Annotated in this window: 15 protein-coding genes; all 15 read right to left on the bottom strand. The window is 62.3% G+C overall.

Annotated features, from left to right (window positions below; genetic code table 11):
• Positions 1 to 307: DUF1700 domain-containing protein (locus QZS21_RS07665; protein WP_295582012.1), on the bottom strand; the 307-nt coding region annotated here is incomplete at its 3' end.
• Complete coding sequence (locus tag QZS21_RS07660) at positions 304 to 621, bottom strand: PadR family transcriptional regulator (RefSeq protein ID WP_295582010.1); 318 nt, start codon at positions 619 to 621, stop codon at positions 304 to 306. The genes QZS21_RS07660 and QZS21_RS07665, both read right to left, overlap by 4 nt.
• A gap of 111 nt (positions 622 to 732) precedes the next feature.
• On the bottom strand, positions 733 to 1,059 hold the full coding sequence (locus QZS21_RS07655; protein ID WP_295582008.1) for a hypothetical protein: 327 nt from the start codon (positions 1,057 to 1,059) through the stop codon (positions 733 to 735).
• 2 nt (positions 1,060 to 1,061) lie between these two features.
• A complete protein-coding gene (locus tag QZS21_RS07650) occupies positions 1,062 to 1,355 on the bottom strand; it encodes a DUF2089 family protein (RefSeq protein ID WP_295582006.1) in 294 nt (97 codons plus the stop codon).
• Positions 1,356 to 1,657: 302 nt separating this feature from the next.
• Positions 1,658 to 2,959 carry a M23 family metallopeptidase gene (locus QZS21_RS07645; RefSeq protein WP_295582004.1) on the bottom strand — a complete coding sequence of 434 codons (1,302 nt, stop codon included), beginning with the start codon at positions 2,957 to 2,959 and terminating at the stop codon, positions 1,658 to 1,660.
• A complete protein-coding gene (locus tag QZS21_RS07640; protein ID WP_295582002.1) occupies positions 2,901 to 3,437 on the bottom strand; it encodes an RNA polymerase sigma factor in 537 nt (178 codons plus the stop codon). Before QZS21_RS07640 ends, QZS21_RS07645 begins: the two co-directional genes overlap by 59 nt.
• Before the next feature lie 394 nt (positions 3,438 to 3,831).
• Entirely contained in the window at positions 3,832 to 4,035 is a 204-nt protein-coding gene (locus QZS21_RS07635) for a hypothetical protein (protein WP_295582000.1), read from the bottom strand.
• Positions 4,028 to 5,119 carry a redox-regulated ATPase YchF gene (gene ychF / locus QZS21_RS07630; protein ID WP_295581997.1) on the bottom strand — a complete coding sequence of 364 codons (1,092 nt, stop codon included), beginning with the start codon at positions 5,117 to 5,119 and terminating at the stop codon, positions 4,028 to 4,030. The genes QZS21_RS07635 and ychF overlap by 8 nt, the downstream gene beginning before the upstream one ends.
• A gap of 274 nt (positions 5,120 to 5,393) precedes the next feature.
• Positions 5,394 to 6,104: a FadR/GntR family transcriptional regulator gene (locus tag QZS21_RS07625; RefSeq protein ID WP_295581995.1), complete on the bottom strand. Its 711-nt coding sequence runs from the start codon at positions 6,102 to 6,104 to the stop codon at positions 5,394 to 5,396.
• A gap of 93 nt (positions 6,105 to 6,197) precedes the next feature.
• Positions 6,198 to 7,346 (bottom strand): amidohydrolase family protein, encoded by a 1,149-nt coding sequence (locus tag QZS21_RS07620; protein WP_295581993.1) that lies wholly within the window; start codon positions 7,344 to 7,346, stop codon positions 6,198 to 6,200.
• A 69-nt stretch (positions 7,347 to 7,415) separates the two neighbouring features.
• Entirely contained in the window at positions 7,416 to 8,456 is a 1,041-nt protein-coding gene (locus tag QZS21_RS07615; RefSeq protein ID WP_295581991.1) for a TRAP transporter substrate-binding protein, read from the bottom strand.
• A 37-nt stretch (positions 8,457 to 8,493) separates the two neighbouring features.
• A complete protein-coding gene (locus tag QZS21_RS07610) occupies positions 8,494 to 9,783 on the bottom strand; it encodes a TRAP transporter large permease (RefSeq protein WP_295581989.1) in 1,290 nt (429 codons plus the stop codon).
• Positions 9,784 to 10,266: a TRAP transporter small permease gene (locus QZS21_RS07605; RefSeq protein ID WP_295581986.1), complete on the bottom strand. Its 483-nt coding sequence runs from the start codon at positions 10,264 to 10,266 to the stop codon at positions 9,784 to 9,786. It lies immediately after the preceding gene.
• 216 nt (positions 10,267 to 10,482) lie between these two features.
• Positions 10,483 to 11,727 (bottom strand): diaminopropionate ammonia-lyase, encoded by a 1,245-nt coding sequence (locus QZS21_RS07600; protein WP_295581984.1) that lies wholly within the window; start codon positions 11,725 to 11,727, stop codon positions 10,483 to 10,485.
• 91 nt (positions 11,728 to 11,818) lie between these two features.
• Positions 11,819 to 13,240: a sodium:alanine symporter family protein gene (locus QZS21_RS07595; protein WP_295581981.1), complete on the bottom strand. Its 1,422-nt coding sequence runs from the start codon at positions 13,238 to 13,240 to the stop codon at positions 11,819 to 11,821.
• Positions 13,241 to 13,273 lie beyond the last annotated feature (33 nt).

Here is a 13,273-nt window from a genome sequence, read left to right as displayed (position 1 = left end):
CATGGAACCCCGACTGCGCCCGGTCCAGCCAGCCCCTCAGCGCCGGACGGGGGTCCGGCAGGCGGGGCAGCGCCCGGGCGGTGCCGCCCTTGCCGTAGGCCGGGTCCACGTGGTAGGCCTCTAAAATCTCCGCCGTCAGCTTCTCCACATCCCCGAAGTCCCCGATGGCCTCCTCCTCCGTCACGCCCCCGGCCACCCGCATGTCGATGTGCTGGGCATACTCCGCCAGGATGTCCCGCTGCTCCGCCTCCGCCAGCACCGCGATGCCGCTTTGCAGCTCCTTCAAAAACGACTCCTTGTTCCTCATGTCCTCCGCTCCTTTAGAAAACGATTCACCTGCTGCTGGAACAGGTCCCACTCCGCCTCCAGCGCGTCCCGGTACAGCACGCCCATGGCCGTCAGATGGTAGTACTTCCGGGGCGGCCCCTCGGTGGATTCCCGGAGGTAGGTCTCGAAGTAGTGCTCGTTGGTCAGCCGCTTGAGCAGCGGGTAGATGGTGCCCTCGTTGACGTCCACCACCTTGGACACCTCCGCCACCAGCTCGTAGCCGTACATATCCCGCTTCCGCACAGACTCCAGGACAATCAGCTCCAGCACTCCCTTTTTGAACTGCGCGTTCATAACATCTCCCCTTTGGGTATGATTCTATACCAGCTACCTTGCATTGTCAAGTACTGATTTTTTTACAATACTTGGGGCAAAAAAAGGAGGCCGCCGGAGCAGCCCCTTTTCTCACAGGTCGTCGATGTGCATTTTGTCGATCTGGTCCTTTACCCGCCGCTTCTCCCGGACGGCCCAGTAGATGGCCAGCAGCACCAGGGTGGGAATGTTCCCCACCAGCAGCGTCACCAGCACCATCAGCACGTTCTGGGCCACGCTGCCGGTGTCCATCAGGCTCAGCAGCGGCAGCAGCGAGCACAGAAAGGTCAGCAGCGGCAGCACCAGGCCAGGCCACCGGCTCTCCCGCTTGGAGAGAAAGATTTGCAGGAAAACGCCCCCCACCAGCAGCGCCAGCCAAAACAGCAACGTCCCCCAAAGAGCGATTGTGGCAATATACATTTTCACGTCTCCTCCTTCGTCCTTCGATACTCGGAAATCAGAATCTTGGCCGTGTCGAAATCCAGCTTGTCGTCCACCGCCAGCCGCTTCACCAGGGACACGTAGGGGTCCGCCTCCGCCGTCTCGGTGAGCTGAATCTTCTGGATCAGCCGGTCCAGCCGCAGCCGCACCGTGGGGTAGCTGACGCCGTACAGCGCCGCCACCTCCTTCAAGGACCCGGAAGCCAGGATGAATTTTTTGATGAAGACCGCGTCCGCGTCCTCCAGGTCCGCCATCCACGCGGGAAGGGTGGTCATTTCATCACGCCCCTTTCATAAATTCAATATAAACTTTAATTTTATGAAAGTCAAGATTTATTTTTATAATCAACAAAAAGAAAGCCCCCCGAAAAACCGGGGGGCTTCCGCTGATTGAAAAAGCCGCGCAGCGTCTCGCCGCCGGAGCGGCAAGCGAACGCCTGTTCCGCCGCGGCGTATCCGCGGGGGCCCCTCCCTTTCGGCCCGCAAGGGGGCAAGCTGCGGGCCGCAGCTCTGCCGAGCCAGCGCCCGCGGCACCGGACCGGCAGCCCAAAGCCCCCCGGTCTCCCGGGGGGCTCGGCTCACTCCATATGCAGGCTCTCGCGGATGTCGCTGTCAAAGTAGGCCACCGGGTCCTGCTCCGCGCCGTCCTGCCGCACCTGAAAGCACAGGTGGGGGCCGGTGGACATCCCGGTGGAGCCCACGGCGGCCACCGTCTCCCCGGCGTACACGGCGTCCCCCGCCTTCACCGCCAGGCTCCGGCACTGGGCGTAGACCGTCTCCAGCCCATCGCCGTGGTCCAGGACCAGGTAATTGCCCCGGCGGCTGTCAAAGCCCGCCTCCTTCACCGTGCCGTCCGCCGCCGCCAGGATGGGGGTGCCGTCGGCGGCGGGGATGTCGATGCCGCTGTGGAACATCTCTCCGCCGAAGGGGCTGCTCATGCGCACCGTCCCGGCCCCCTCCACCGGCCACCGCAGCCAGCGGCTCTCTGTCTCGGAGGCGGCGTAGACGCCGTAAAAATAGGCCTCGTCGTCCCCCGCCAGCCCCGGCAGCAGCCCCGTGGTGCCGTCCTCGTTCCAGACCACCCGGAGCTTGCCGGTGGAGAGGCGGTAGGTCTTGGTCTGTTCCCCGCCGTCCGCAAAGACCACCGTCACTGTCAGGGAGGCGCCGTCCAGGGTGTCCACGCTGGCCTGGGACGCCGCCCGGGGATCCGCCGCCCAGGCGGCCTCGTCGGCGCCGGGGACCCACAGGCCGTAGCGCACCTCCGGGTCATAGTCCTCGGTGCAGGCGGCGCCCAGGCGGCTCATCTCCTGGGTGGACCAGGTGCCGTCCTCCGCCTGGTCGATGGAGGCGGGGACCATCTCCCCCCGCTCCTGGGCCGCCCGGATGTCCGCCCGCTCCTGCTCCGTCAGGTTGTCCAGCCGCCGCCAGCGGTACAGCTCCCCCCGGTCCAGGGACAGCGACACCTGCCGGATGTCCGCGCCGGTGATTTGCAGCAGGCAGCCGGTGAAATAGCCGCTGTCCCCCGACCACTGCATCCCGCTGCCCGCGCTGAAGGCCAGGCCGCCGTTGACCCCCCGGCCGTAGGCCTCCCCGGTGTCGGCGGCGCAGGCCGTCAGGCCGAAGGTGTAGACCGGCACCAGCGCCGGTCCCCCCGGCGTCTCCCCGCCGCTCTCCGCCGGGCGGAGGGTCACGGAGCCCAGCACCAGCGCCAAGGCACAGGCGGCGCACACCGCCCCCCGCAGCAGCGGATGGCTCTGGCGGGCCAGGCGCTTGGGCCCGGTCTGCTCCGCCTGCCGCTGCCCGGCGGCCTGGGCCACCCGGTCATTCAGCCCGGCGGGGACGCGGATATCCCTCATCAGCTTCCGATATGCATGCTCCATCCTCATAACCTCCCAGCAGCTCTTTCAATTTTAGTCTCGCCCGGCGGAGCCGGGTGCGGACCGTGGCGGCGGGAATCTCCAGCAGCGCCCCGATCTCCTCGGTCTGATAGCCCTCGGCGTAGTGCAGGTGCACCACGGTGCGGAACTTCTCCGGCAGGCGGGCCACCGCCTCCCACAGGGCCGCGGCCCGGTCGTCGGGCGGCGCGGCCAGCTCCGGCACCTCCTCCAGGGACAGCACCGGCCGCCGCAGCCGCAGCCGCCCCAAATCCGCGCAGCGGTTGAGGGCGGTCCGGATCAGCCAGGCCTTCATGTGCTCCCCGTCCCACGCCCCGGCGTCCTGCGCCAGCAGGCGGAGGAAGACGTCCTGGTAGACGTCCTCCGCGTCCTGCACGGACTGGGTCCGGCACAGGGCCAGGCGGTACACCGTATCGCCGTGGGCCTCCATGGCATTGCGCAGGAATTGCTCTTGCTCCTTCATGCAATGCCTCCTTTCCTTTGTTTGAAAAGCGCCTTTCACTTTCAATACGCCCCGCCGCCCCCAATCGTTCCCGGACGGCCAAAAAAGTTTTCGCCGGCGGAGCGGAGACCGCGCCAGCCCCATCTTCCGCCCGGGCCCGCCGCCTCCCGGCCGGGGCCGGGAGGCACCGATGGGCACCGGCGTCTCCTTTGACCGGGAGAAGCTGCGGTCGCTCCTCGGGCGCGGTCGGGAGGCCCCGGCCATGCCCGCGCCCGCCGCCGGGCAGCGCCGTCCATATCCGCAGCCCCGCCCGGCCCCCAATATCGGCGCCGGTTGGCCCCGAAGGGCCGCGCGCTCGGTCTCTGCCCGAAAGCGGATAAAAAGAGGACCGGCCCTCCCCGGACCGGTCCCCGCCTCATGTCTCTCGAATGCCGTAAAGTTCCAATCTGCCGATCAAATTCTGCACCGTCAGTTTCTGCGCCAGGAGCTGCTGATAGGTGGCGCCCCGGTTTTTCCCCGCCGCCCGGAGCTTCTCCATATCCGCCAGGACCTTGTCCCGCTCCCGCAGAAGATCGGCATACATCCGCTCATAGGCGGCCAGCCGCTCCGCGTCAGACATTGAACCGGAAGTAGATCATGTCGCCGTCCTGCACCACGTACTCCTTGCCCTCGCTGCGCAGGAGGCCCTTCTCCCTGGCGGCGGTGACGCCGCCGCACTTCTCCATGTCCGCATAGGCGATGACCTCCGCCCGGATGAAGCCCCGCTCGATGTCGGAGTGGATCTTCCCCGCGGCCTGGGGAGCCTTGGTACCCTTCTTGATGGTCCAGGCCCGGCACTCGTCCTTGCCGTAGGTCAGGAAGGAGATGAGGCCCAGCAGGGCGTAGCAGCACTTGACCAGCCGGTCCAGGCCGGACTCCTCCACGCCCAGCTCCTCCAAAAACAGCTGCTTCTCCTCCCCCTCCAGCTCGGCGATGTCCTGCTCCATCTTGGCGCAGATGGGCAGCACCTGGCTGCCCTCGGCGGCGGCGATTTCACACACCTGCTGGTAGTAGCGGTTGCCCGCCAGGTCGGTGAAGCCGGCCTCGTCGGTGTTGGCGGCGTAGATCACCGGCTTCAGCGTGAGCAGATCGGAGGTCAGCAGCAGCGCCCGGTCCTCCTCCCCGCACGGGAAGGTCCTGGCCAGCGCCCCCTGGTCCAGATGTTTTTGAAGGGCGGTGAACAGCTCCACCTCATGGGCAAATTTCTTGTCCCCCTTCATGGCCTTGGCGGCCTTCTCCACCCGGCGCTGCACCATCTCCAAATCCGCCATCACCAGCTCCATGTTGATGATGTCGATGTCCCGCCGGGGGTCGGTGCTGCCCTCCACGTGGATCACGTTCTCGTCGTCAAAGCAGCGGACCACGTGCACGATGGCGTCGGTCTCCCGGATGTTCGCCAGGAACTTGTTGCCCAGGCCCTCGCCCTTGCTGGCGCCCTTCACCAGTCCCGCGATGTCCACAAACTCAATGACCGCCGGGGTCTTCTTGTCCGGCTGGTACAGCTCCGCCAGGCGGTCCAGCCGCTCGTCGGGCACCGCCACCATGCCCACGTTGGGGTCGATGGTGCAGAAGGGGTAGTTGGCGCTCTCGGCGCCGGCGTTGGTGATGGCGTTGAACAGGGTCGATTTGCCCACGTTGGGCAATCCCAGAATTCCAAGTTTCATGGCTTCCAATCTCCTTATTTTTCGGGGGGTGGCGCCGGATTCTCCGCGCCGTGCGCCCGCCCGGCGGTCCGCTGCGCGGCCCGGCGGCGACAGGCCCCCGCCCGCAGGCTAAATATATCGTATTGTAGCACAAGGATGGAAGTTTCTCAATAGAAAGTGCGTAGGTTCTCTCTTTTCCCGCCGCCGGACCAACCCCGCGGCCTCCTGCCGGACGGTTGGTTTCCCCTTTGCAAAAAGCCGCCCGTCCCAAAGGACGGGCGGGGTCTGCCAAGGCTCACGGGGCCTCCGCCCCGGTTTGCAGGCTGGCGATGAATTTGGCTCTGCGGTTGCGCACGTGGGCGCCCATGATCTGCCGGGCCAGCTCCGCGTCGTGGCCGGCAAAGGCCCTCAGTAGCTCCTCGTGATAGGGCACGCCCTCCTCCGCCCCCAGGCGCGTATACGCCCGGTACATGGCCGTCTCCAAAAACTCGCTGAGCAGCGAATAGGTCTGAATCGCCAGGGAGTTCTGGGTGATCTTTGCGATCATGATGTGGAATTGCAGGTCATACTCCGTCAGGGCGCCGAGGTCGCCCTTGGCGGACTTGATTCTCTCCTGCAACTCCCGCAGGGCCGCCACATCCGCCTCCGTGCAGCGCTCCGCAGCCATGGCGGCCACGTTGTCCTCGATCAGGCAGAGAAAATCCAAAATCTCCACCATATCCTCGGTCTGCAGGTCGGTGAGGGGCACGATATTGAGCATATAGCTGCCGGATATCTGGCGCTTGACATAGGTGCCCGCGCCGTTCCGGGTCTCCACCAAGCCGTAGTCCACCAGCGTGCGGATGGCCTGGCGGATGGTGGTGCGGCTCACGCCCAGGGCCTCCGTCAGCTCCAGTTCAGAGGGAAGCCGGTCGCCCTCTTTCCAGATTCCGCCGAGAATCTGTTCTTTCAACTGGTTGAACGCCTGCTCCGCGATATTGATTCGACCAATCGTTTTCAGCGCCATACTTCCCTCTCATGCTTTCTCAATAGATTTTTCCCTTTACCCTATTATAGTGGAAGGAAATTCCGATTTCAACCAACAATCGCCCGGGGAGGCTCAGAATGTAAACTCCATGTCCCGATAGGCGATGCGGCCCGCTTTCAGCGTCATCTGTGGCACCAGCAGCCGCGACCCCTCCATGGCGTTGCCCATCTGGTCCCGGAACACCAGGGGCTTCTCCCGCATCCGGAAGATGGCCACGTCCGCCAGCGCGCCGGGCGCCAGGGTGCCGATCTGCCCCTCCAGGCCCATCAGCCGGGCGGGCGTCTGGGTGACGGCCCGGATAATCTCGCCCAGCGGCATCCCCAGGTTGAGATACTCGCTCATCACATAGGGCAGGGCAAACACGCTGGTGCGGTATACGCTGTGGGTCACCACATCGGTGCTGATAACGTCGGGCGGGAAGCCGCTGTCCAGGGCGGCGCGGATGACGGTGAGGTCGTGGTTTTTGCGGCCGGAGGCCCCGTCGAAGATCACGCCCCGCTCCCGCGCCGCAACGGCGGAGGGCAGGGGCCTGCCCTGGGGGGTGAGGATGTTGTACGGCCCCTGGTTTTGGAAGCAGTGGCAGAGGATGTCGCCGGGCCGCAGGCGGCTGAGGATGGCGTCGTAGTCGGACTCGGGATGCACCGCGTGGAGGCACACCGGGCAGTGGAACGTCTCTCCCAGCTCCTCCGCCGCGTCCAGGGGAATCAGGTCCAGCTCCTTGGAAAACCGCTTTCCGATGCGGACCTTGAAGCCCAGAATCTCCTGGGGATACCGCTCGAACAGGTACTCCATCCGCTTCACGTCGTAAAATTGGGGGTCCAGATTCTCAAAATACTGCTCCGTGATGATGCCGGTGGAGGCCACGTTCAAAAAGCTCTTGATGGTCAGGCTGCTCTGGGCGCAGGTCTCGTGGATAAACGCCTCGTAGTTGCAGGGGCCGCCGGACCCGGCGTCCACCGCGGAGGTCACGCCGTTGGGCAGCATGTAGAGGTCGGGATTCAGCCCCACGTCGCTGCTGCGGTAGGCAAGATGGGTGTGGAACTCCACCAGGCCGGGAAACACCCAGTAGCCGGAGGCGTCGATGACCTCCTCCGCCTCGGCGTCCGCCCCCTCTGGCGGCGGAACAATCCTGCTGTTGCGGATATACACGTCCGCAGGGCCGTCGATTCCCCGGGCGGGGTCCACCACGTGGCCGTTTTGAATCAAAAAATCGTATTTCATCTTCAGTCGCTCCTGTTCACGTCCATGGTTGGGGAGAGGCGCCCCGGCCCCTCCCCAACCCGGAAGGTTTTATTTCGCCCCGTCCACCTGGGCGATCAGGTTGTCCACCAGCTGGTCGCCCACCTGGCCGCGGACCAGGTCGTACACGTCGGAGGCGGCCTCCGCCATGGCCTGGATGGTGCCCTCGTCCAGGGTGATGATCTCCAGACCCGCGTCCTGAATCACGGTCTTCTGGTTGTCAATGCGCTCGCTGGCCATCTGCCGGGCATACTGGTGCGCCTCCGCCGCGCACTCGCTGACTAGGGCCTGCATGTCGGCGGGCAGAGCGTCATAGGTGGCCTTGCTGCCCACCATGTTCAGCGTGTGCAGCAGGTGGTTGGTCTCCACCACATAGGCCTGGGGCTCGTAGAGCTTGTTGGCCACGATCAGGTCATAGGGGTTTTCCTGGGCGTCCAGCACGTTCTGCTCCAGGGAGATGTACAGCTCGCCGAAGTCCATGGGCGTGGGGTTGGCCCCCAGGGCCTGCCAGTAGGCGATGTGGTTGGCGTTTTCCATGGTGCGGATTTTGACGCCGGAGAAGTCGGAGAGGGCGCGGACGGCCTTGTTGCTGGACATCACCCGGAAGCCGGAGTCCGCGTAGCCGAACAGCTTCAGCCCGCCCGCCTCATAGGCGCTTTGCAGCTCCTGCAAAATGGGGCCGTCCAGCACCTTCCGGGCGGTCTCCAGGTCGGGGAAGACGTTGGGCAGGTCGAACAGCGCCGCCTCGGGAATGTAGTTCACCAGAGAGCCGGTCATGCCCACGATAAAGTCCACGCTGCCGGCGATGCAGGACTCGGTCAGCTCCGCGTCGCCGCCCATCTGGCCGTTTTCGTACAGCGTCACCGTGGCCGCGCCGCCGGAGCGCTCCTCCAGCAGCTCCTTGAACTTGGCCGCCAGCAGGTGGTTGACGGAGTCCTCCGCCGTGTTGGTGCCCACGGAGAAGCTGTAACTGGCGGCCTCGCCGCCGGACGGGGCGCCGGAATCGGCGGCGGGTGCCTGCGGCGTCCCGCCGCAGCCGGCCAGGGAGGCCGTCAGGGCCAGCACCAGGGCCAGGGACAACATCTTTTTCATATGAATCCTCCTTTATTTGTCTGCCGGGTCCGGCAGGTCATAACAGACACAGGCTGATGGCGGGCACAAAGGTAATCAGCGCCAGCGCGATCAAAAAGGCGCAGATAAACGGCACCGCCTTTTTGGCGATCTCAATCACGGAGACCTTGGAGAGGTTGCTGGCCACAAAGAGGTTGGCCCCCATGGGCGGCGTGACGAAGCCGATGGCCAGGTTCACGCACATCAAGATGCCGAAGTGGATGGGGTCCACGCCGATGGCCTTCACGATGGGCAGCAGCACGGGGGTAAAGACCAGGATGGCCGGGCCGGTGTCCATAATCATGCCTACAAACAGCAGCAGCACGTTGATCAGCAGCAAAATCACCACCCGGGAGGAGATCAGGCCCAGCACCGCCTCGCTGACGGCGGCGGCCACATTCAGCATGGTGATTACCCGGGAGAACGCCACGGCGGCGGAGATGATAAACAGGATGGGCGCATAGGTCCGCACCCCCTCCAGGAGAATTCCGGGCAGGTCCCGGAGGGAGATGGAGCGGTAGACAAACAGGCTGATGACCAGCGCGTAGAAGATGGAGATGGTGGCCGCCTCGGTGGGCGAGCAGACGCCGCCGTAGATCCCCCCCAGAATGATCACTGGGGCCAGCAGCGCCCAGAAGCCCTCCCGCAGCACCACCCGCAGCCCCTTATCCCGCAGGGCCTGATACTGGGCGCGGAGCTTTTCCTTGTCCTCTCCGTGCAGCTTGCAGTAGACGAAGGAGTACAGCATCAGGCAGAAGGCGATCAGCAGTCCCGGCAGAATGCCCGCCAGGAACATCTGGGAGACGGAGGCGCCGGAGGCGTTGCAGTACATGATGTAGGGAATGCTGGGGGGAATGATGATGCCCAGGCTTCCGGAGACCGCGACCAGGGCGGTGGAGAACACCAGGTCATAGCCCACGCTGGTCAGCAGCGGAATGCACATCGCCCCCACCGCCGCCGTGGTGGCGGGGCCGGAGCCGGAGATGGCCCCGTAGAAAAGACACGTGATGGTCACCGCGCAGGGCAATCCGGCGGTCTTGTTGCCGATGAAAAAGGAAAACACGTTGAACAGCCGCTCCGAGATCTTTCCCTTGGCCATGATGACGCCCGCCAGAATAAAGAGGGGAATCGCCATCAGCGGAAAGCTGTTCAGGCCGCTGACCATGGAGCGCACCGCCGCGTCCGCGGCGTAGGGGAAGGAGGGATCCAGCAGGGCGGGCAGCACCGTCACCGCCGAGAACACCGCGCAGATGGGAACGCCCAACACCAGCAGCACCACCAGGGCGCCGAAAAACAGGCCCAGGGACATTTAAGATTCCTCCTTTCCCAACAGCGAACGAGCCTCGCCCACCACCCGGCCCAGGGAGCGGACCGCCGAGAGCACAAAGCCCAACAGGGGGCCTACGTAGACCCATTGCAGCGGCAGCCCCATGGCCGGGCTTTTCTGTCCCGCCGCCCCCCAGACGATCTGCCACGCGCTGACGGCCAAAAAGGCAAACACCGCGGTGCAGAACAGGTAAGCGGCCACGGACAGCGCCTGCCGCAGCCGCTGCGGCAAAAACAGCACAAAGGCGTCGATGGTGATGATCGAGCGGGTTTTGATGGAGAGGCTGATGGTCAAAAAGCCGGTCCAGACGAACAGATAGCGGCAGAGCTCCTCGCTCCAGGTCAGCGAGTTGTTGAACAGATACCGGCAGGCCACCTGCAACCCCGACACGCAGATCACCACCAAAATGATGAGGCAGAGAACGACCTCTTCAAAGTTGTCCCAGGTTTTTCGCAGCTTTTTCATATTTGCCTCCTTCTCCCGCGGAAAAAATATGTATGCTGTAATCTGTCATACAGCTTATAGGCGTATCATACGCAGGTTGTGCAAATTTGTCAACCGCATTTTTGAAATTTCGGGCAAGCTTGGTTCTCTTCACCAATTTTTTGGAGGGTTTTATGGAAAAACGACGAAAACTGCCTCTCTCGGCGGGCGTCCTTTCAGCTTAGCGAGCCTACACGCTCATATTGCCTCCCGTCCCCCTTCGGAAAGGATATGGCGATACCCCTCCGGGTCGGTGTCTCCCTCCGTATTCACTAACAGAACCACAGAGTGTTCATTCAGACCCAGACGTTCCCGAAGTTCGTTCATCTCCCGCATCTCCATCAAAAGCGAGAGAAGCCCCCCAGTAACCGCGCCGGATTCTCCGGAGACAATTCGGTTGTCCTCACCCTGCGGTTTCGCCAAAATACGCATTCCCCGTTCGGAAACCCAGTCCGGACATGAGAAAAAAGCACTGGAAAAGTCCCGCAGAATCGGCCAGGTCAATGAGCACGGCTCACTGCAGTTCAGGCCTGCCATAATGGTCTGTTCCGAACCTGTAGCCCGGTGCGGCAGTTGGTCATTTTGTCGAGCGGATTCAAAAATACAGGCAGCCGTGTCGGGTTCCACAATGGCAACGCAGGGCAGCCGCTTCCCCATGGTGCACCGGAGGGCGCCCAGCACGCTTCCCGCCATCGCCCCCACACCGGCCTGCAAAAACACATGGGTAGGCGCTCCCATTCCGCTCCCCTGCAACTGATCCAACGCCTCATAAATAAGCGTTGTGTATCCTTGAACAATCCAGGAGGGAATGTCTTCGTATCCAGGCCACGAGGTATCCTGCACGAGATACCACCCATTTTCGGCTGCCAGTTTCGCCGCATGGCGCACGGTATCGTCATATCCCACATCCGTAACGACAACTTCCGCAGCGCCTGCCCGGCGTATGGCCTCCGCCCGTGCTTCCACAGAACCACGAGGCATATACACATGTGACCTGCACCCCAGTTTTGCGGCCGCCCAAGCCACGCCCTTGCCGTGGTTGCCATCCGTGGCCGTCACAAATTCCATCTGCTTTAGCTGTTCCTGGAATTCCGGCCTATACAGGTCTGTCTGAACGGTTTTTCGATCATCCAGACCCAGCATTTTACATGCGATGCGAAACATGGCATAGCTCCCTCCCAATGCTTTAAAAGCCTTGAGGCCAAATCGGTCAGACTCATCCTTGATGCAGACAGCGCCCAGTCCCCACTGCGCCGCCAGCGTTTTCAGCACCCGAAGCGGGGACGGAGCGTAGTTTTCAAGCGACATATGGAACTGCCTAACAGGCATTGTGGCCTCCCGGGAAAGAAATGCAGGAGCCGAGGTGTCTAGGCGCGGCGCACTTTCAATAAACCGAATATCTCCAACGGCCTGAATCAGACCGTTTTGAACAGGACCTTGCATAAAATGATTTTCCTCCTTTGAATGAACAGCCCGTCCAAGACGCCCGGCATGGCGCTCTGGACGGGCTGTTCTTAAATGTAGTCCCAGTTGCTTAGGAACGTGGTTCCTTATGTAAATTGCTTAAATCTTTGAAGGGTTCCAGACCATAGGAATTCCGGAATGCATTCCAGTCAAACGAGGGATCTTTATCTCCGGCAGCCAATTTATCCTCGTAGTCTTTGAGCGTGGCTTTCACAGGTTTGAAGAGATAGAACAGCGCAACCAGATTGCAGAGGCTCATAAGTCCACAGAGAAGGTCCACCAACAAGAACATATCGCCGACAGCAATGAGGGGGGCAAACACCACACATGCCAGTTGCAGAGCAAAATAGGCATAGATGATCTTCTTGTTATCGCCGAAAATGAACTTCAAACTGTTCTGGCTGCAATAGATACTGGCCAAGAGGGAGGTGTAGGCGAAAAAGAACAGGGCAACGGCGATGACCCAAGGAGCAGCCCCGCCCAGAAAATGCGCAAAAGCGGCCTGAGTCAGTTCGGCGCCAGACATCACGGTAAAATCCACTCCAGAGAGGAGAACGATCATCCCGGTAACCGTGCAAACCAGCAGCGTATCGATCGCCACCGCAGCAGAACCCAGCAGGCCCTGCGTCACAGGATGACGGGCGCTGCTGGAAGAACTGGAGTAACAGCAGCTGCCCTGCCCGGCCTCATTGGAAAACACCCCCCGGGACATACCGAATCGGAACGCCTGCTGAACGGTAAAGCCCACCGCGCCGCCGCCTACTGCGACGGGATTAAAGGCGGCGGAAACGATCATGCCGACCGCTTCGGGAATCCGGGTAACGTTCAAAATAAGAATAATCAATCCGATTGCAATATACCCCACAGCCATGAAGGGGACCACAGCCTCCATAAATTTAACCAGTGATTTAAGTCCGCCCATAATGATCGCAAACGTAACGACGGCCAGAAGTACACCCATGAAAATGCTGTTGACCGGTACAATGGCCTGCACCGAACCAGTGATGCTGTTGCTGTGGGTCATGCTGTTTATCAGACCCGTTCCGATAGCCACCACCAGCGCGGCGACAACTGCCAGCTTCTTCATTTTTGCGCCGTGGGCCAGATAATATGCCGAACCGCCTCGGTAGGTGCCATCAAGGTTCTGCTCCTTAAAAAGCTGTCCCAAAACGGTCTCCACAAACATGGTGGTCATGCCGAGGAAGGCTGTAACCCACATCCAAAACAGGGCGCCGGGACCACCGGTAGTAATGGCTGCCGCCACACCCACCATATTTCCCGTTCCAATTTGCCCGCCTACGACAAGGCACAAAACGCCAAAGGGAGAGGCGCCGCCGCCCTCCGCTTTCGCGCGGAACGCGCCAATCATGCGCTTGAACATCCGAAGTGCAGGAAACCGCAGGACAATGGTTGCGAAGATGCCGAATATCAAAATGGGAATTGAAACACCCCAGGCCCAAAGAAAATCATTCAGTGCGGCAACGAGTTTCATTTACATCTCCCTCTCTTATTTCAAGCCAGTCCC

The organism is uncultured Oscillibacter sp. (genome assembly GCF_900544955.1).
GTDB lineage: Bacteria > Bacillota > Clostridia > Oscillospirales > Oscillospiraceae > Oscillibacter.
The sequence above is the reverse complement of the archived record's forward strand: the minus strand, read 5'-3'. Positions and strand labels throughout refer to the sequence as shown.